This window comes from Pseudomonas sp. LBUM1673, from assembly GCF_059695645.1.
On sequence record NZ_CP166780.1, the window covers coordinates 4246193 to 4263570 of the forward strand.

Consider the following 17378-nt stretch of genomic DNA (forward strand, 5'->3'; position numbering starts at 1 on the left):
GTCAATGTCATGAGCAAGGCCGATGGCAAGAACGAAGAAGCGGTGGCCAATGCCGCTCACGAACTGTTCCTGCTCGGCCAGAAAACCGTTAAGGCGCGGGCAGTGTTGGCGGCATTGCAAAGAGAGTTGAACGACGCCAACACCCAACTCGTCGATAGCCAGCAGGTCGAGCAACTGATCGAGGCCAATCAGCAATTGGTGCTGGCGATCCTCCTGGCGCATTCAGAGGCGGCCCCCCCCCAGCGCACGCAAGAAGAACAACGGCTGTACCTGGAAATGCGCGAAGCCAACGAACAATTGGTGATCGCCGCCCTCAGCGCGCAACATTTGCAAGCCTCGGCCGAACACTCGCTGGAACAACAACGACACATTCTCGCCATGGTGGCCCACGAGCTGCGCAACCCGCTGACGCCCATCAGCATGATCGCCGGACGGTTGGCGCGGGTACCCAGTGAAGAACTGCCGCGAATGCAGGCGTTGATCGAAGGCCAGGTGCGGCACATGTCGCGGCTGGTGGACGATTTGCTCGACGTCTCTCGCGCCAGCACCGGCAAGCTGCGCCTCGATTGCCGCACGGTAGACATGATGCAGATCATCCATGAAGCCATTGCCGTGTGCAGTCCGGTAATGATTGCTCACCATCTGCACTTCACGGCGCGGCTGCCCGAGTGTGCGCTGGCGGTGAACGGCGACCCGGTGCGTCTCACGCAGATTCTCGGCAACCTGCTGGGCAACGCGGCCAAATACACACCAGAAGGCGGCACTGTCACGCTTTCGGTCTCGACCGAGGTCGATGTACTTGAGATGAGCATCTGCGATAACGGCATCGGCATTTCCGCCAAGGCACTGCCGTTTATCTTCGAGCCGTTTGTACAGGACGATCATGCCGTCGGCTTCAACGGCGTCGGTCTGGGTATTGGTCTGACGGTGGTGCGTGAGTTGGTCGAAGCCCACGGCGGCACCGTGACCGGCATGAGCGAGGGTGATGGTAAGGGAAGCGAGTTTGTGGTGACGTTACCGTTGGTGAGCCATTGAGTTTTGATGCAGGGCCATGATGGACCATTCGCGCGTCGGTCGACGCTTGCGGGCGCAGGCGGCGGAGTAAATGAAAACGGGCGTCTTTTGTAGACGCCCGTTTTGTTTGGCACTCGGTAATAGCCCAGGAGAATTGCCCTCTCCCCTCGCGAGAGAGGGCAACTGCCAACCTTAGGTGTGATGAATTTCCCGATCCTTGGTTTCCGGCAGGAAGAAGGTGCCAAGAATGGCCGTCATCACGGCGATGACGATGGGGTACCACAGCCCGTAGTAGATATCACCCGTGGCCGCGACCATGGCGAATGCCACCGTGGGTAGAAAGCCGCCGAACCATCCGTTGCCGATGTGGTACGGCAGCGACATCGAGGTGTAGCGGATGCGTGCCGGGAAGAGTTCCACCAGCCAGGCGGCGATCGGTCCGTAGACCATGGTCACGTAGATCACCAGGATGGTGAGGAGCAGCAGCACCATCGGGTAGTTGGTCTTGGCCGGGTCGGCCTTCTCGGGGTAGCCGGCGTCCTTGAGGGCGGTGCCGAGGGTGGCGGCGAAGGCGTCGTTGCGGGTCTTGAAGTCGGCGGCCGGCATGCCGGTGCCTTCGAAGCGCTGGATCACTTTCTCGCCGATGCGCACTTGCGCGATGGCACCCGGTTCGGCCTTCACGTTCTCATAGGGTATGGCCTTCTTCGCCAGCACGGTCTTGGCGAGGTCGCAGGAACTGGTGAATTTGGCCTTGCCCACCGGGTCGAACTGGAACGAGCACTGGCCGGGGTCGGCGACCACAGTGACCGGGCTCTTCTCCTGCGCGATGAACACGTCGGGGTTACCGTATTGGGTCAACGCATGGAAGATCGGGAAGTAGGTCAGCGCCGCGAGGATGCAGCCGGCCATGATGATCCCTTTGCGGTCGATGCGGTCGGACAGGCTGCCTAATATGACGAAGAACGGCGTGCCGATCAGCAACTAGCCGGCAATCAACAGGTTGGCGGTCTGCGCGTCGATCTTGAGCGTTTGCAGCAGGAAGAACAGCGCATAGAACTGCCCGGTGTACCAGACGACGGCCTGGCCGGCAGTGCCGCCGAGCAAGGCCATGATCACGATTTTGAGGTTTTCCCAGCGGGCGAAGGACTCGGTCAGCGGCGCCTTGGAGGATTTGCCTTCGGCTTTCATCTTCAAGAACACCGGCGACTCGCTGAGTTGCAGGCGGATGTACACCGAGACGATCAGCAGCAGGATCGACAGCAGGAAGGGAATCCGCCAGCCCCAGGCCTCGAAGGCTTCGGTGCCGAGAATGGTGCGGCAGGCGAGGATCACCAGCAGCGAAAGGAACAGGCCGAGGGTCGCGGTGGTCTGGATCCACGAGGTGAAGTAGCCGCGCTTGCCTTTCGGCGCATGTTCGGCCACGTAGGTCGCCGCGCCGCCGTACTCACCGCCCAGGGCCAGGCCTTGCAGCAGGCGCAGGGTGATCAGGATGATCGGCGCCGCCACGCCGATGGTCGTGTAGCCGGGCAGAAAGCCCACTATGGCCGTGGAGATACCCATGATGACAATGGTGATGAGGAAGGTGTGCTTGCGCCCGATCATGTCGCCCAGCCGGCCGAACACGAAGGCGCCGTACGGCGAAGCCCGCGGCGAACGCGAGCAGTGCGAAGATGAAGGACGTTGTCTCGTTGACGCCAGCGAAGAAGTGCTTCGCAATAATCGCGGCCAGGGAGCCGTAAAGGTAGAAGTCGTACCACTCGAATACGGTGCCCAGGGACGAGGCAAAAGTAACCTTGCGCTCCTCCTTGGTGATCCCGTGGTGGGGCGCGCTGCCCGTGGACGTATTGTCGATTGCGGCCATGAGTCTTCTCCGTCTTGCTCTTGTTACAGGCCGGAGTACCTCACTGTCTTTTTCCCGCATCCAGGCCCTGAGGCTGATGTCATCGGATTACGCGAAGCATGGAAGCAAGTAGACGGCCTCGCATCGCTGCAAGGTTTCTTGAAGCATAATCGGCTTCGCGCAGATATCCACTCGCCTTCCGGTGATTCCGGGAAGGTTAGATCATCAATACAAGTCAAAGGGACAACACCGTGACGATGCTGGACAGCACAAAGGGAAGTAGTCGAGTGAAAACAACGGCAGACCATCGTGTACTTTTGGGGGCTGGCCACTCGGTAGCGTTTCAGGATTTTAGCGATATGTTTTTGAAATTATTGTCCGTACTGCTCTTTCTCTGTGCGACTCATGCAAATGCCGAAAGCATCGAGGGTGTTGGAGCGAAGAAGCTCGAAGTGATCGATCCCGTTGAACAACGCCCGATGGAAGCGGTGGCGTTCTTTCCCAGCCCCGAACGAACGGGAGTGACCCGCATTGGCCCCTATGAGATTGCGGCGTCGCGATCAGCCTCGATCGGAGGCAACCGCTACCCTTTGATCTTGATATCCCATGGGAATATGGGGGGCATGTGGGGCCACCATGACCTCGCCTCCTCCCTCGCGCAACAAGGGTACATCGTCGTCAGCGTGACCCATCCGGGCGATAACTTTCAAGACGCAAGCCGGATCGGCGCTACCAGCACGATTTATGGCCGCCCCATGCAGATATCGGCGGCCTTGACGGCCGCTCTCAAGGACTCCGTGCTCGCTGGGCACATCGATCGCGACCGAATCGGGTTCGTCGGATTTTCGGCAGGGGGCACCACAGGGCTTATCCTCGCAGGGGCCAAGCCTGTCCTTGCCAATCTCGCAGGTTATTGCGCCAAGCGTCCTGATGACCGCCACGTCTGCGAAGCGCAAGGGCGCATCAGGATCGATCGCGCCGAACTTACCCCGTCTGCTGATCCGCGCATTCGCGCCCTCGTTCTGCTCGCGCCCCTCAGCGTGGTATTCCCTGCCGAGCAATTGAAGTTCATCACGACGCCAACGCAGGTGTATGTCGGGGAAAAGGATGAAGAGTTATCGCCCGAAGATAATGCCGTGGCACTTGCGCGCCAGATGCCATCCGAAGCCAAAGTGCAGGTGATCCCGAACGCCGGCCATTTCACTTTCCTCGCGCCGTGCTTACCTCAATTGAGCCGTACCATGCCGGCGCTATGCGTCGATCATCAAGGCGTTGATCGCGTCGCGCTCCACCGAAGCATCAATTCCGACATTGCGAGGTTCTTCACTGAAACGCTTGAGACAGTGGCTCCATAAGTTTGCGAGTAGTCGCGGTGCGAAACCTGTGGGAGCGAGCTTGCTCGCGAACGCGGTGTGTCAGTCGGCATCAATATTGACTGGGCCGCCGTCTTCGCGAGCAAGCCCGCTCCCACAGGGATTGCGCCTTAAGTGATTGGCATTGGCCTCATCAGCCGGGTTTAATGAGGTGCTCGCCTTCAACCTGCTGGATTCACCGCTCAATTGACACGACAAGGAATGCCCGCTCATGAAATTTGGCTACATGATCATCTACGTCCCGGACGTTGTTGCCTCACTCCAGTTCTTTTCGTCAGCCTTCGGGCTTGACGTTCGCTTCCTCCATGAATCCAACACCTATGGCGAACTCGAAACGGGAGAAACCGCGCTGGCATTCGCCGCCGATGAACTGGCTGCGATGAACTTCAGCACCGGCCATGTCTCGGCGCACTCTTCCCCCAAACCACTCGGAATCGAAGTCGGCCTGGTGACGGAGGACGTTCCGGCGGCGCATGCCAGAGCGTTGAAAGCGGGCGCTACCGAAATTTCTGCGCCAGGCACCAAACCCTGGGGACAAATCGTCTCCTACGTTCGATGCCCTGACGGAACGCTGGTGGAACTCTGCACGCCGATACAGCCGTAATGGGGGATCGGTGAGCGCATCGTCGCGACAGGCATGACCGTCCGTAAGCCTGTCCCGGCGGTCTCTGCGCCTTCGCTATTCTTAACCTCACACACCGCAGGCACGGCTGAATGCAGGGCTTGCAGCATCATCGCCAGGAGTAAGGATCCGGGTAAGGAGCACGCCACTTCTAACTGAGTGTCGAATAATGAAAATGCTACTGATGGTCGAATTCCCCCATGAACCTTTCAATGCGCTTGTCAGGTCCGGGAAGGTCGGCGAAATCATGAACCGAATCCTGGAAACCATTAAGCCGGAGGCGGCTTATTTCACTGAGCATGACGGAATGCGAAGCGGGATTTTTCTGATCGATATCGTGGATCCTTCCGAAATTCCCGGCTATGCGGAACCCTTCTTTCTCAACTTCCAGGCCAACTGCAAATTCCGTGTGGTCATGAGCCCGCAAGACCTGCAAAACGCCGGTCTGGAGGAGCTCGGAAGAGCATGGGCGTGAGGCGCTAATACCAGTCAGTCAGCCATTTCAGCCGCGACGCACTCTTCGTAGCAGCCGAACGCAGGCTTCGCCAGCTGCTACGAAGAGTGCATTACGGCTGAAATGTCTGAAGGTAAGCCAACAGATTTTCGACCTTCTCCGGATCGCTGATGCCCCAGAAAATCATCCGGGTTCCGGGGACCACTTCTTTGGGGTCTTCGATGTAGGCGATGAGCGTTTCGCGGGTCCAGACGACGCCCGATGACTTCATCGCGGATGAGTATTGGTAGTCCGTCGTACTTCCCGCATGGCGCCCAAAAATGGCATTAAGTTGCGGACCAAAGGAACCCCGAGCCGAACTCCCGACTTGATGACAACCGCCGCAGATACGGTTAAATAGTTTCTGACCGGCTTCAGCATCCCCCGCCGCTTCTGTTGGCATGCTGAATAACCCGGTATTGAGCATCAAGGCGAAAGTAAGTACGGCGGCGTTTTTCATGTGGTGCTCCAAATCAGGTGTTGCTGACAGCAAAAACGGGTGGCTATTTCATCACGACTGGCTGCTACACCGAAGCCTGAGCCTAACCTATAACGTTCCTTTAACGCTGCTGCAGGAGGGCCAGGATGAAACCCGTCGAACCCTTTTTCCAGGACGCAGGCATGGGCCCGGGGGTTGTCTGCTTTCACGCCAATGCGAGTCACTCGGCGCAGTGGCGTGGGCTGCAAGATCGCCTGGCCGCGAAGTTTCGCGTACTCGCGCTCGATTCGTTTGGCGCCGGCAAGAGCCCGGCATGGCCCACCGATCGAATCGTCACCCTCGGTGACGAAGCGCTCTTCGCCGAGCCGGTGCTTACCCGCGCCGGCCAACCGCTCATACTGGTCGGCCACTCTTACGGTGCGGCGGTGGCTTTGATCGCGGCGTTGCAGAACCCCGGCCGGGTTCGCGCCATGGTTCTGTATGAGCCCACGCTGTTTGCCCTGCTCGACGCCCAAACGCCCCCACCCAATGAAGCAGACGCCATCCGTGACGTCGTCGCAGACGCCGGGCTCGCGCTTGAGGCGGGCAACCGGAACGCGGCGGCCCAGCGATTCATTGATTACTGGATGGGTGCCGGGGCCTGGGAACAAATCCCGGAACAACGCAAGCCCTCCATCGCGGCCGCGGTGGTCAATGTGCGGGGCTGGGCTCACGCGTTGCTGAACGAGCCAACGCCATTGCAGGCGTTCCGTTCGCTCAACCTGCCGGTGCTGTATATGGTTGGCAAAGACTCGCCTGCATCGTCACTGGCGGTGGCGAGCCTGCTGACCGGCGTATTGCCGAACGTTGAAGTGGTAGAGCTCGAGGGGCTCGGACATATGGGGCCGATTACGCATCCCGAGATCGTCAATCAAGTCATTGTGCGATTCATTGAGCGCAGTTGATGTGAGCTCTCGCTCTATACTGGCTCCCCATGATGATAATTAGAGCGATGTCCGTCATGCCTGATCAACGTCCTCCAGTCATTTTGGTCGCGGCTCAACAAAGCGATGTGGACAATCTTGTGGCTATTCGAATTGAGGCCATGCGTGAAAGTCTGGAACGTATCGGGCGATTTGATCCAGTACGCGCGCGTGAGCGCTTTCTCAACGGTTTTGATTCCCGCAACACGCGTCACATTGAGCTGGCCGGTGAGCGGATCGGTTTTATTGTGGTCAGGCATCACCAAAAAGAACTGCTGCTTGACCACTTGTATGTGAGACCGAAAGCTCAGGGATCAGGTGTGGGCGCCGCTGTCCTCAAACAGATTTTCAAAGAAGCAGACGCTGCCGCGCTCCCTATCAGGGTCGGCGCACTCAAAGAGAGCGCTTCGAATCGGTTTTACATCCGTCATGGTTTCCAATTCGTCGAAAGCGGCGAGTTCGACAATTACTATGTTCGTCCGAGCGCCGCGCCTTGACAGGTACGGGTGACATGCATGAATGATCCAATTGCGCTTTTCGCATGAAAAAAGTCATTTGCGCACCTACCTCCCGCGCATTCCCCGCCCTAAAGTGCACCGTTCTACTCAACCCTCGGCGCAATTATGAATCTCTGGTTTCGACTTATCCTCATGCTGTTTCGTCGCCCGTGGCGCAAGCCCGTTGACGCCCTGGCCACTACCGTCATCCGCATGCGCGTCTGGCCGCTGGACCTCGACCTCAATCGGCACGTCACCAATGGCCGCTATTTCACCCTGGCCGACGTAGGACGCATGGATTTCGTGCTGCGCAGCGGTGCCTACCGAGTAGCCCTGCGTCACAAGGCGGTACCGATCGTTGGGGATACCTGGGGCAAGTTTCGTCGTGAACTGAAGCTGTTCGAAGTGTTCGAGATTCACACTCGAATGCTCGGTTGGGACGATAAGTGGAGCTTTATGGAACACCGCTTCGTGAGCAAAGGACGGGTGATCGGCGTCGTCATCATGCGGGGGCTGTTCCGCGCTGCCAAAGGCACAGTTGCACCTGCAGAGTTCGTCCGGGAGTTGGGATTGGCCGAACAGTCCCCCGAGATGTCGGCATGGCTGACGGCCTGGTCGCAAAGCTGCGACGACATGAGCCGTCAGCTCCGAGAGGAGGAAGGTCTGGTCGCTCAACCGCCCTTCTGAAGAGAGATCAAAGCGAGTCAATTCAGCTCGATTCCTGTGGGAGCGGGCTGTGGTGAGGGGGCTTGCCCCCGTTGGGTCGCGAAGCGACCCCGGCATTTCAAAGTCAAACCGCATGTAATGGGTTTACGACTGCTTCGCAGCCGAACGGGGGCAAGCCCCCTCGCCACACAAGCCCGCTCCCACAGGGTCCGCACCTGACTGCTCAAGCCCATCGATCACCTGGATGAACCGGGCGCTACTCACACCGACGTGTTGAGCGTCACGGCGGCGCGAATGAGCGCCTTCAACCCTGTTTCATCAATCCTGTCGCCCTCATGGATATCAATGGCACGTCGGGTGTTGCCTTCAAGGCTGGCGTTGAAGAGACCTGAAGGATCCTCCAGCGAGGCGCCCTTGGCGAAGGTCATTTTCACGGTATTCTTGTACGTCTCGCCAGTGCAGAGGATGCCCGCGTGGGACCACACCGGAACGCCCCTCCACTTCCATTCCTCGACCACGTCGGGGTCGGCCTGCTTGATGAGTGTTCGGACCCGAGCGAGCGTCTCGCCTCGCCAATCCCCCAGCTCCTTGATTCTCGCCTCTATCCGTTGAGAGGCAGAACCTCCCTCCTCGGCTTCCTTTGACTCGACCTTCTCCTTGCTCATGATGGTTATCCACCCTCTTCATGATGATTGTCGCCTCACCCGCCACTTGAGTATTGCCGATAGCCCGTCGAGCATTTTCCCCTTTTCAGGGAGTGCTCCAAATGACGGGGCATTTGTTTAGGGGGCGATGGCGTCAGGATCTGAAATATTGGATTTTTGTTGCTTGATGCGACTGCTATAGATGGATTGGATCTAACGAAAGACTAAAAAAGCTTATTTCGAAGCCACAAGGAATAATAGCCATGCCGTCAACTGCGTCCACCAGTCACGCTCCTGCCAAGGGTCTGTTCGGACTTTTTTGCCTGGGCAGTTACTTGTTATCTCTGTCTTATGGCACCACGTTTTTATTGGCCATGAAGCTCAGGGAAAGCGGAGGCAGTGAATCCGACGCCGGTACAATCATCTCGATCGCCATGCTCAGCACGTTCCTGGCGGTGATATTTTCCGGGCACCTGACCGACCTGATCGGCGCACCCAAGGCAATCGCCGCCGGCGCGCTGTTGCTGGCCGCGGCCTGCCTGGGCTTCGCAACAGTCCCCACTTACGGCGTGGCCTTGTTGGCCTGCGGCCTTCTTCTGGGTTTTGGCTGGGGTGTTTTCTACACCTTGGGCCCGATCATCGTGGCGATGATCATCGAACCCGCCCGGCGGGTGAAGTACTTTGCCTTGCTGTCGGGCAGCATGATGAGCGGGATCGGTACTGGCCCATTGGTAGGGCGAGCAGCCGAGGCGCTGGGTTATTCGGTGGAGTCGGCGTTTCTGGTGGCCGCGATCACCAGCCTGTTGGGGGGCCTGGTGTTTTTCCTGATCGGACCGAAAATCAAACAGCAACAAGCCAATCTTGGCCCGGTCACCGTTTGCAAAATCACGGCCCGGGCAGCACGTTCGGTGCTGCGCTCCAAGGCCGTCTTCGCCATTGTCATGGTTGGACTGGGTGGCGCAATCTTCGGCGGGCTGTCAAGTTTCCAAACGTCTTATGCGGCGCTCAACCACCTCGATTACTCGCTGTTCTTCCTGGGCTTCATGTGCGCGGCGATCTCATGTCGCCTGCTGATCGCGGGATTTATCGTCAAGCGCGACCCGTACGTGATGTCCTGCGTGCTGACCGCGTTAATGGTGGTATCGGTCCTGATGTTTATCTTCACAGTAAACTCTTCGGGCGCTTATTTGCTGGCCGCGGTCGTTCTCGGGGTGGGCTATGGTTTGACTTACTCAGTCATTAACGGGCTTGCCGCCAACGAAGCACCTGCCGGGCAAACAGCGCAATCATTGGTGTTGTTCAGTCTTTCTTATTTTGTCGGCGTGTTCGGGTTCCCCTTGTTCGCCGGCAAAGTGATCGTCAGTTACGCAATGCCCGCCCTGCTCTATATCATTCTGGTTATCGCCTTGTGCAACTGGTCGATTACGTTGGCTCGTATCGTGTGGCGACGGACGATGGTGGGCGCTACGGCGTAAAATTTCTCATAGGGATGCGCCCTGGCAGGTGGTTAAATAGGAGCTAATATCCTCCTGAATCCCCCTGCCAAGGACTGCAACCATGAGCCGGCTTGAGCTACTGACCAAATGGAATCGCATGATTGTTCGGTTGCAGATTGAACACGAAATCAGTGCCCGGGATTTCGAGAAATTCAGTTGGAAACTGGGCATCCCTTGCGTGGTGCTGTCGGCGGTAGTCAGCGCCAGTGTCTTTGGCTCGATCAGTGACGCATCGCCCATATGGCTCCAATATGTAGCCGGCATCCTGTCACTCCTGACCTTGGTGTTGAGTTCGGTTCAGACCTTCCTGAACTTTGACACCAGGGCTGCCGGGCACAAAGACACCGCCGAGAAACTCGGTGCGATCTCTCGTGAGATTCAGGACGAAATCGCCAGCGGCAAGGATGAGGCTCTCCTGGGCCCCATCGTTTTTGACATCCGCAAGCGCATTGATTCGATTCTTCTTGATGCGCCGACCTTGCCTAAATCGACGATAAGGAGACTGGGGGATGTTCGCGTCTACACAGAGACACCGCCCGCCGAGCAAGACACCGTCCCCGCTTGAATAGAGGCCAGACGCTGGTCCGCAACATCGTGAAAGGAGGCGTTTGAAATGCAACTCATCACGTTGAAAATCGATAAGCCGGAAACGACGAACTTCATTTTGGGTCAGACGCACTTCATCAAGTCCGTCGAGGACATCCACGAAGCGTTGGTCAACGCCGTGCCCGGTATCCAGTTTGGCGTGGCCTTTTGTGAAGCCTCCGGCAAATGCCTGGTGCGCTGGTCTGGCACCGATACCGCCATGATCGAACTTGCCCGAAAAAATGCGCAAACCATTGCCGCAGGCCATAGCTTCATCATATTCCTTGGCGACGGCTTCTATCCGCTGAACGTGTTGAACACCGTCAAGATGGTTCCAGAGGTGTGCCGTATTTTTTGTGCCACAGCCAATCCAACCGAAGTGATTCTCGCGCAGACGCAACAGGGCCGAGCGATCCTGGGCGTCGTGGATGGCTTCTGTGCCAATGGCATTGAAGGCGACGAAGACATCCTGTGGCGCAAGAACTTGTTGCGGCAGATCGGCTACAAGCTGTGAATTGCCCCTGCGCAAACGAAAAAGCCCGCCCTGTGCGTAATGCCAGTCAGTTAAACCGTAATGCGATCCGTAGCAGCTGCCGAAGGCTGCGTTCGGCTGCGAAGCAGTCGTGAATCCGGCTGACGCGGTCTGCCCGACATACCGCATGCTCTGGTTTTACGACTGCTTCGCAGTCGAACGCAGCCTTCGGCAGCTGCTACAAAGAATGCGCCCGCGGCTGAATTACACCTTGTGCGGGCTTTGAGGCTCACCTGCCGGAATTGTGCACGAGCTGCTCAACGAAGAACTCCACATGCCCTCTGGGGTGAGTCGGCAAAGGCCAGGTGTCGACGTTGTGAGCAAGGGCCAGGAAGGCTTGAGCACATTTGGAGCGGGGAAAGGCTTCAACCACTGCACGTCCCTTCTGCGCGGCCTTGTGCGCACATTCGTCGTTCGGCACCGCGCCGACGTACTGCAGCGAGACATCAAGGAACATATCGGTAATTTTTTCCAGCTTGGCAAACAGATTGCGACCTTCCGCCGGGCTGTTCGTCATGTTGGCCAGCACGCGAAAACGGTGCATACCGTAGTTCAGATTGAGTAGCTTGATCAGGCCGTAGGCGCCGCTGATCGAGGTGGGTTCATCGCACACGACCACCATCACTTCCTGAGCCGCGCGCAGGAAATTGATCACCGAGCCACCGATACCGGCCGCCGTATCGATGATCAGCACATCCAGTTTGTCCTCAATATCGCTAAAGGACTGGATCAGCGCACGGTATTGCGCAGGCTCTAGATGAATCATGCTCTGCAAGCCTGAAGAGGCAGGGACCACACTAATCCCTCCAGGCCCTGGCACCAGTACTTCGGACAGCTCGCAGCGCCCTTCGATGACGTCGGCCAGTGTGTACCGCGGGGTCAGCCCCAACAGAATGTCGATATTGGCCAGGCCAAGATCGGCATCCAATAAAACGACGCGCCTTCTCATTTTCGCCAACGCTAACGCAAGGTTAACGGCCACCGTCGTCTTGCCCACGCCACCCTTACCGCCAGTCACAGCGATAACTTGCACGCAATGCACATCATCCATTTTTTCTTTCCCTTCCCTGCGCATCGTGTGCCACGACGTAATGGCTACCATCCAGATGCCGGAAGAATAGCTGAAAAGCGCGGAATAGCAGCTTTGTCTCCCGACGAGAGGCATTTCGCCGTACTCCATCGAACCGTTTCAACGAAAACGCCGCGGGCTCAGGTGACTCGTTATCAGCCTGATTCAACCCGGATCAGTCCCCACGGCGCCCGCCGCTAAATTTGTCTGCGCCCCTCGTGAACCAGTCTTCAGACCCGCAGTCTTAGCCGTGCCGTAAAAGAAGCTCACCCAAAAAAGCGCTCCTACGGTCATTGCGCGTTCCTATTCCCCCTATCGTCGTCATCTCATCAGAGCTGTGTGTCTCATGCGCCCAACCGTCCGCTGCTGCCGCTTTATCTCGCTGTGCCTGATGCCTTTGCTCCCGCTGCTCGCCAGCCCCGCCCACGCCAGTGGAGAACGGCAACTGGTGGAAGTCATCAACGATTACCGCGCCGACCCCGATCGCTGCGCGGGGCGTACGGTCAAGCCATTACGGCCGCTGTCGCTGAAATCGAACCTGGCTTTACCGGTCGGCTATGGTGGCGGTCTTCGGGATGCGTTGAAAGCCAAGGGCTATCAAGCGGTGACCGTGCGGACCATCCGCCTGGTGGGCGCGCAAGATGCCGACGAGGCGTTTGACATGCTCGAGAGCAACTACTGCGGGGCGCTGCTCGATACCCAGTTCGCCGACATCGGCGTCACTCGCGCCCGCAGCGAATGGCAGGTGGTGCTGGCGCAACCGGTGCTCGATGGGCGTATCGGCGATTCGCGCGCCGTGGGCAAGGCGTTGCTGGCGCAGGTCAACGCGGCACGGGCCAGGCCGCGCCTGTGTGGGCGCCAACGCTTCGCCGCCGCACGGCCATTGGCCTGGAATGCCGCCTTGGGGGCCGCTGCGCAAGGGCACAGCAAGGCAATGGCCTACGGCAATTACTTCGCCCATCGCGATCCCGACGGCGATACGCCGCTGGATCGGGCCAGAGCCGCTGGTTATCGGGGCCGGCAGATTGGCGAGAACATCGCCGCCGGGCAAAGCTCACCGAACAAAGCGATGGCCGGCTGGCTGGCCAGCCCCGGGCATTGCGCCAACCTGATGAACCCGATGTTTACCCAAGTGGGTGCGGCCTATGCCGCCGATTCGCGCAGCGATGAGGGTGTTTATTGGACGATGCTGTTTGGCGCGCCTTGAGTGAGGTGCGTTCCATAGCCCCTGAAATGCCATTCGGTTAAACGCAAAACTCGTAGGAGCCAGGCTTGCCGGCGAAGGCGTCCTGCAGATCGCCTTCGCCGGCAAGCCTGGCTCCTATGAAAAGCGCCCGCGAAGGCGGCGGTACAGTCGACATTGATGTCGCCTGACCCACCGCTTTCGCGAGCAAGCCCACTCCCACAGGTTCCGACGGTGTTCTTCAGACTCGGATCATGATTCAAATGCTCGACGGCGCTGCCACGCTTTGCCGCCCTTTGAAGGCCAGCGAAAAACAGAAAAATATCGCCAACGCAAACCCTGCCGGGAACAGCCAGATGTTTTTCCAGTCATGGCTGTCCGCCAAAGCGTAGTGATCGGTTACCTGCCCAGCCACCCAAAAGCCAATCAACATGCCCAAGCCGTATGTCGCGAGCGTGATCAACCCTTGCGCGGAGCTTCTGAAACGCTCCGACGCTTTGGCATCGGTGTAGATCTGCCCCGAAACAAAGAAGAAGTCGTAGCAGATGCCATGCAAGGCGATGCCGGTGAACAACATGAAGGCGAGGTCGCCGTTGTTGCCGTAGGCGAACAACAGGTAGCGCAACGCCCACGCCAGCATCCCCACCAACAGCGCGATCTTGATGCCGAAACGCTGGATGAACAGCGGCAGAAGCAACATGAACAGCACTTCCGAGACTTGTCCGATCGCCATCTTGGCGGTTGGATTGGTCACGCCGATTTCCGCCAGAAACGGGTTGGCATTCTGGTAATAAAACGCCAACGGAATGCAGATCAAAATGGAGGCGATGAAGAACACCAGGTAGCTGCGATCCTTCAACAAACCCAAGGCATCCAGCCCCAGCATTTGCTTTAAGCCGACACTGCCCGGCTCAGGTTTGAGCGGCGCGGTACGCGGCAGGCTGAAGCTGTAGACCCCGAGTACGAGGGAGGCGATGGCCGACATCAGAAACGTGTTGCGCAAGCCACCGGATGAGATCGCTTGTTGCGAATCCCAGGCAAACACAAAGCTGATCACCACGCCCGCCACAATCCAGCCGATGGTGCCCCACACTCTGATCCGCGAGAACTCCAGGGCCGGGTCGCGCATCTGCCGGAACGCCACCGAATTCACCAATGCCAGCGTCGGCATGTAGATCATCATGTAGGCCAGCACGAACGGGTAAAACGCACTGAAGTCAGGCGCTCGATAGAGTTGCAACAGCAGCACCGCGCCGATCAGATGCAATACCGCGAGGATGCGCTCGGCATTGAAGTAGCGGTCGGCAATCAAACCGATCACAAAGGGCGCGATGATCGCGCCCCAGGACTGCGTCGAGAACGCCATGCCGATCTGCCCGCCGCTGGCCCCCAGGTTACTGGAGAGGAAGGTGCCGAGGGTTACGAACCATCCGCCCCAGATAAAGAACTGCAGGAACATCATTACGCTTAATCGCGCACTCATCGTGGTCATATCAGTCACCGCTTTATTGTTTTTTTTGGGGGAGAAAAGGGCAAACAGGTTTTTCAGGCGTCGGGCAACCCCAATAGCCGTCGATTGAAACGCTCGTCAGACGCCACGCGGGCGAAATCGTCAAACGCCTTTCGGGTTTTGCTGATCATGTGCTGCTGGATGAAGGCCGCTCCTTCTGCGGCGCCCTGCTCCGAATCCTTCAGGCAACACTCCCATTCCAGAACCGCCCAGCCGGCAAAGTCGTACTGCGTCAATTTGCTGAAAATCGATTTGAAATCGATCTGCCCATCGCCCAAAGAACGGAAGCGGCCAGGCCGCTCGACCCAGCCTTGATAGCCGCCGTAGACACCCGAACGGGCATCGGGCCGGAACTCGGCGTCCTTGACGTGGAACATGCGGATGCGCTCGTGGTAGCGATCGATGAAGCCCAGATAGTCCATTTGCTGAAGCAGCAGATGGCTCGGGTCGTAGAGAATCGCGGCGCGCGGATGGTGATCAACGGCCTCAAGGAAACGCTCGAACGAGGCGCCGTCGTGCAGGTCTTCGCCGGGATGGATCTCGTAGCAGAGGTCGACGCCGGCCTGCTCGAAACAATCGAGGATCGGCAACCAGCGCTTGGCGAGCTCGGCAAAACCCTGCTCGACCAGACCACTCGGGCGTTGCGGCCACGGGTAGACATAGGGCCAGAGCAGCGCACCGGAAAACGTCGCGTGCGCCTTCAATCCCAAGCGCTGGCTGGCGCGCGCGGCGAGCTTCAACTGATCGATGGCCCACTCGGTTCGTGCCTGGGGCTGGCCGCGCAAATGCGCGGGAGCGAAGTCATCGAACAACGTATCGAACGCCGGATGCACCGCCACCAGTTGGCCCTGCAGATGCGTCGACAGCTCGCTGATTTCGACACCCGCCTGGGCGCAGACGGCTTTCAATTCGTCACAGTAATCCTGACTGTCGGCCGCGCGCGCCAGATCGATGTACTGCGTGCCCAGGGTCGGCAATTGAATGGCTTTGTAACCCTGCGCTGCGGCCCAGCGGGCAATGTTGGCGAGGGTGTCGAAGGGTGCTTCGGCGGACATGAACTGCGCGAGGAAAATGCCCGGGCCGCGCAGGCCTGCCGGTGTTGGGGAGGTGTGGTTCACGGGAGGGTTCTCCGGATTCATGGGTTGCAGACCAGTTCGGTCCACTTCGCGTCGCCGCGATGATTGGCGACCACCGCCTCGATGAACGCCATGCCACGCAACCCGACGTCGATGCCTGGCACGCCGGGGGCATCGTTGCCTTCGATGTTGCTGCGGATCGCGGTGGCGAAATCACCATAGAGATTGGCCATGGCCTCGAGATAACCTTCGGGATGCCCGGCGGGCAAACGCATGCGCTGGCTGGCGGCCTCGCATAACCAGGGCTGGCCGACACCGGAACGAAGGATGCTCAACGGTTGATCGAGGGAACGATGGATCAGGCTTGCAGGCTCTTCCTGACGCCACTCCAGCCCGCCCTTGTCGCCATAGACGCGGATCTTCAACGGGTTCTCTTCGCCGGCGCAGACCTGGCTGGCGATCAACACCCCGCTGGCCCCGGCGGCCATCTTGAACAGCATCGCCGCGTCATCGTCCAGTTGCCGCCCGGCAACGTGCGCACCCAAGGTTGCGCACACCTGTTCGATGGGTTGGTCCGCGACGAATTCAGCCAGTGAAAAGGCATGGGTGCCGATGTCGCCAATGCAGCCACCCAGCCCGGACTGCTCGGGCTGATCGCGCCAACTCGCCTGCTTGTTGCCCTGCCCGGCCACATCCCGGCTCAGCCAGCCCTGCGGGTACTCGACGATGACCTTGCGCACAGCGCCGATCACGCCGGTACGCACCATCTTGCGCGCCTGCCAGACCATCGGATAACCCAGATACGTGTGGGCCAGTCCATAGAGGCGGTCGCTGCTTTTCACCACTGCCTTGAGCGCCAACAGCTCGGACAGATTCAGTGCCGCGGGCTTTTCGCTGAACACATGAAAACCCGCGCTCAGTGCCTGGCTGGCGATCGGCGCGTGCAGGTGATTGGGAGTGACAATGACCAATAGCTCCATGCGTTGGTCGGCAGGCAGTGCGCGCTCGCTATCCAGCATCTGCTGCCAGTTGCTGTAGCAGCGTGAGGCGGACAATCCCAGCGCGGCGCCGGTGTCCTGATTGTTGCGGGCGTCTCGGCTGAATGCACCGCACACCAGTTCAAAACGACCATCGAGGCCGGCGGCCTGGCGGTGGGCTTTGCCGATGAAGGCGCCCTCGCCGCCCCCGACAAACCCCATTCTTATTTTTGCCGTTGCAACATTCATCGCAAATTTTCTCTTTTTCGGGGCGGATTAACGCTCAGGTTTGACTATGATGTAACCGGTTACATCATGCCGGAAATTTAGGCTCAGTTACTTCAGGTGTCAAACCCGGGATTAAAAATGAAGGTCATTTCAGCGCACGGCCGGACTGCGG

17 protein-coding genes and 1 pseudogene are annotated in these 17378 nt (G+C 58.8%); 11 read left to right on the forward strand and 7 right to left on the reverse strand.

Annotated elements, in window-relative coordinates:
- Positions 1–9 precede the first annotated feature (9 nt).
- Complete coding sequence (locus ACA044_RS19610; RefSeq protein WP_497442876.1) at positions 10–1035, forward strand: sensor histidine kinase; 1026 nt, start codon at positions 10–12, stop codon at positions 1033–1035.
- A gap of 171 nt (positions 1036–1206) precedes the next feature.
- Here ACA044_RS19610 and ACA044_RS19615 read toward each other — a convergent pair.
- Positions 1207–2875 (reverse strand): annotated as a pseudogene (locus tag ACA044_RS19615) (MFS transporter).
- A gap of 236 nt (positions 2876–3111) precedes the next feature.
- Here ACA044_RS19615 and ACA044_RS19620 point away from each other — a divergent pair.
- From ACA044_RS19620 to ACA044_RS19630, 3 genes are all read left to right on the forward strand, one after another.
- Positions 3112–4209 (forward strand): alpha/beta hydrolase family protein, encoded by a 1098-nt coding sequence (locus tag ACA044_RS19620; RefSeq protein ID WP_497447269.1) that lies wholly within the window; start codon positions 3112–3114, stop codon positions 4207–4209.
- 229 nt (positions 4210–4438) lie between these two features.
- Positions 4439–4831 (forward strand): VOC family protein, encoded by a 393-nt coding sequence (locus ACA044_RS19625; protein WP_497442877.1) that lies wholly within the window; start codon positions 4439–4441, stop codon positions 4829–4831.
- Positions 4832–5018: 187 nt separating this feature from the next.
- A complete protein-coding gene (locus ACA044_RS19630; protein WP_497442878.1) occupies positions 5019–5324 on the forward strand; it encodes a panthothenate synthetase in 306 nt (101 codons plus the stop codon).
- Between the two features lie 91 nt (positions 5325–5415).
- Here ACA044_RS19630 and ACA044_RS19635 read toward each other — a convergent pair whose 3' ends face one another.
- Entirely contained in the window at positions 5416–5802 is a 387-nt protein-coding gene (locus ACA044_RS19635; protein WP_497442879.1) for a c-type cytochrome, read from the reverse strand.
- 125 nt (positions 5803–5927) lie between these two features.
- Between ACA044_RS19635 and ACA044_RS19640 the strand changes: the two genes are divergently transcribed.
- From ACA044_RS19640 to ACA044_RS19650, 3 genes are all read left to right on the forward strand, one after another.
- Positions 5928–6725 carry an alpha/beta fold hydrolase gene (locus ACA044_RS19640; RefSeq protein ID WP_497442880.1) on the forward strand — a complete coding sequence of 266 codons (798 nt, stop codon included), beginning with the start codon at positions 5928–5930 and terminating at the stop codon, positions 6723–6725.
- A gap of 47 nt (positions 6726–6772) precedes the next feature.
- Positions 6773–7240, forward strand: coding sequence for a GNAT family N-acetyltransferase (locus tag ACA044_RS19645; protein WP_497442881.1), 468 nt, complete (start codon positions 6773–6775; stop codon positions 7238–7240).
- Positions 7241–7366: 126 nt separating this feature from the next.
- Positions 7367–7927, forward strand: coding sequence for a thioesterase family protein (locus ACA044_RS19650; RefSeq protein WP_497442882.1), 561 nt, complete (start codon positions 7367–7369; stop codon positions 7925–7927).
- A 239-nt stretch (positions 7928–8166) separates the two neighbouring features.
- On the opposite strand, the gene ACA044_RS19655 is transcribed toward ACA044_RS19650, so the two are convergent.
- The gene (locus ACA044_RS19655) at positions 8167–8571 is read right to left on the reverse strand and encodes a DUF1801 domain-containing protein (protein ID WP_497442883.1); all 405 of its coding nucleotides are present in this window, start codon (positions 8569–8571) and stop codon (positions 8167–8169) included.
- 242 nt (positions 8572–8813) lie between these two features.
- On the opposite strand from ACA044_RS19655, the gene ACA044_RS19660 reads away from it, so the two are divergent.
- From ACA044_RS19660 to ACA044_RS19670, 3 genes are all read left to right on the forward strand, one after another.
- Complete coding sequence (locus ACA044_RS19660) at positions 8814–10025, forward strand: MFS transporter (RefSeq protein ID WP_497442884.1); 1212 nt, start codon at positions 8814–8816, stop codon at positions 10023–10025.
- An 82-nt stretch (positions 10026–10107) separates the two neighbouring features.
- A complete protein-coding gene (locus ACA044_RS19665) occupies positions 10108–10611 on the forward strand; it encodes an SLATT domain-containing protein (RefSeq protein ID WP_497442885.1) in 504 nt (167 codons plus the stop codon).
- A 48-nt stretch (positions 10612–10659) separates the two neighbouring features.
- Positions 10660–11145: an adenosine-specific kinase gene (locus tag ACA044_RS19670; RefSeq protein WP_497442886.1), complete on the forward strand. Its 486-nt coding sequence runs from the start codon at positions 10660–10662 to the stop codon at positions 11143–11145.
- Between the two features lie 247 nt (positions 11146–11392).
- On the opposite strand, the gene ACA044_RS19675 is transcribed toward ACA044_RS19670, so the two are convergent.
- Positions 11393–12214, reverse strand: coding sequence for a MinD/ParA family protein (locus ACA044_RS19675; protein ID WP_497447270.1), 822 nt, complete (start codon positions 12212–12214; stop codon positions 11393–11395).
- Between the two features lie 364 nt (positions 12215–12578).
- Between ACA044_RS19675 and ACA044_RS19680 the strand changes: the two genes are divergently transcribed.
- Positions 12579–13439, forward strand: a complete 861-nt coding sequence (locus ACA044_RS19680) for a CAP domain-containing protein (RefSeq protein ID WP_497442887.1) — start codon at positions 12579–12581, stop codon at positions 13437–13439.
- A 235-nt stretch (positions 13440–13674) separates the two neighbouring features.
- On the opposite strand, the gene ACA044_RS19685 is transcribed toward ACA044_RS19680, so the two are convergent.
- From ACA044_RS19685 to ACA044_RS19695, 3 genes are read right to left on the reverse strand one after another with little or no spacing between them, the layout of a single operon-like run.
- Complete coding sequence (locus tag ACA044_RS19685) at positions 13675–14907, reverse strand: nucleoside permease (protein WP_497442888.1); 1233 nt, start codon at positions 14905–14907, stop codon at positions 13675–13677.
- Positions 14908–14960: 53 nt separating this feature from the next.
- A complete protein-coding gene (locus ACA044_RS19690) occupies positions 14961–16064 on the reverse strand; it encodes a sugar phosphate isomerase/epimerase family protein (protein ID WP_497442889.1) in 1104 nt (367 codons plus the stop codon).
- Positions 16061–17227 (reverse strand): Gfo/Idh/MocA family protein, encoded by a 1167-nt coding sequence (locus ACA044_RS19695; protein ID WP_497442890.1) that lies wholly within the window; start codon positions 17225–17227, stop codon positions 16061–16063. The genes ACA044_RS19690 and ACA044_RS19695 overlap by 4 nt, the downstream gene beginning before the upstream one ends.
- Between the last annotated feature and the right edge of the window lie 151 nt (positions 17228–17378).

What these genes read in the sequence shown, in the direction of transcription:
- ACA044_RS19675 (WP_497447270.1), bottom strand. Translation starts at nt 12,214, where the DNA reads ATGGATGATGTGCATTGCGTGCAAGTTATCGCTGTGACTGGCGGTAAG.
- ACA044_RS19660 (WP_497442884.1), top strand. Translation starts at nt 8,814, where the DNA reads ATGCCGTCAACTGCGTCCACCAGTCACGCTCCTGCCAAGGGTCTGTTC.
- ACA044_RS19650 (WP_497442882.1), top strand. Translation starts at nt 7,367, where the DNA reads ATGAATCTCTGGTTTCGACTTATCCTCATGCTGTTTCGTCGCCCGTGG.
- ACA044_RS19610 (WP_497442876.1), top strand. Translation starts at nt 10, where the DNA reads ATGAGCAAGGCCGATGGCAAGAACGAAGAAGCGGTGGCCAATGCCGCT.
- ACA044_RS19620 (WP_497447269.1), top strand. Translation starts at nt 3,112, where the DNA reads ATGCTGGACAGCACAAAGGGAAGTAGTCGAGTGAAAACAACGGCAGAC.
- ACA044_RS19630 (WP_497442878.1), top strand. Translation starts at nt 5,019, where the DNA reads ATGAAAATGCTACTGATGGTCGAATTCCCCCATGAACCTTTCAATGCG.
- ACA044_RS19685 (WP_497442888.1), bottom strand. Translation starts at nt 14,907, where the DNA reads ATGACCACGATGAGTGCGCGATTAAGCGTAATGATGTTCCTGCAGTTC.
- ACA044_RS19670 (WP_497442886.1), top strand. Translation starts at nt 10,660, where the DNA reads ATGCAACTCATCACGTTGAAAATCGATAAGCCGGAAACGACGAACTTC.
- ACA044_RS19640 (WP_497442880.1), top strand. Translation starts at nt 5,928, where the DNA reads ATGAAACCCGTCGAACCCTTTTTCCAGGACGCAGGCATGGGCCCGGGG.
- ACA044_RS19690 (WP_497442889.1), bottom strand. Translation starts at nt 16,064, where the DNA reads ATGAATCCGGAGAACCCTCCCGTGAACCACACCTCCCCAACACCGGCA.
- ACA044_RS19680 (WP_497442887.1), top strand. Translation starts at nt 12,579, where the DNA reads ATGCGCCCAACCGTCCGCTGCTGCCGCTTTATCTCGCTGTGCCTGATG.
- ACA044_RS19645 (WP_497442881.1), top strand. Translation starts at nt 6,773, where the DNA reads ATGTCCGTCATGCCTGATCAACGTCCTCCAGTCATTTTGGTCGCGGCT.
- ACA044_RS19695 (WP_497442890.1), bottom strand. Translation starts at nt 17,227, where the DNA reads ATGAATGTTGCAACGGCAAAAATAAGAATGGGGTTTGTCGGGGGCGGC.
- ACA044_RS19625 (WP_497442877.1), top strand. Translation starts at nt 4,439, where the DNA reads ATGAAATTTGGCTACATGATCATCTACGTCCCGGACGTTGTTGCCTCA.
- ACA044_RS19635 (WP_497442879.1), bottom strand. Translation starts at nt 5,802, where the DNA reads ATGAAAAACGCCGCCGTACTTACTTTCGCCTTGATGCTCAATACCGGG.
- ACA044_RS19665 (WP_497442885.1), top strand. Translation starts at nt 10,108, where the DNA reads ATGAGCCGGCTTGAGCTACTGACCAAATGGAATCGCATGATTGTTCGG.
- ACA044_RS19655 (WP_497442883.1), bottom strand. Translation starts at nt 8,571, where the DNA reads ATGAGCAAGGAGAAGGTCGAGTCAAAGGAAGCCGAGGAGGGAGGTTCT.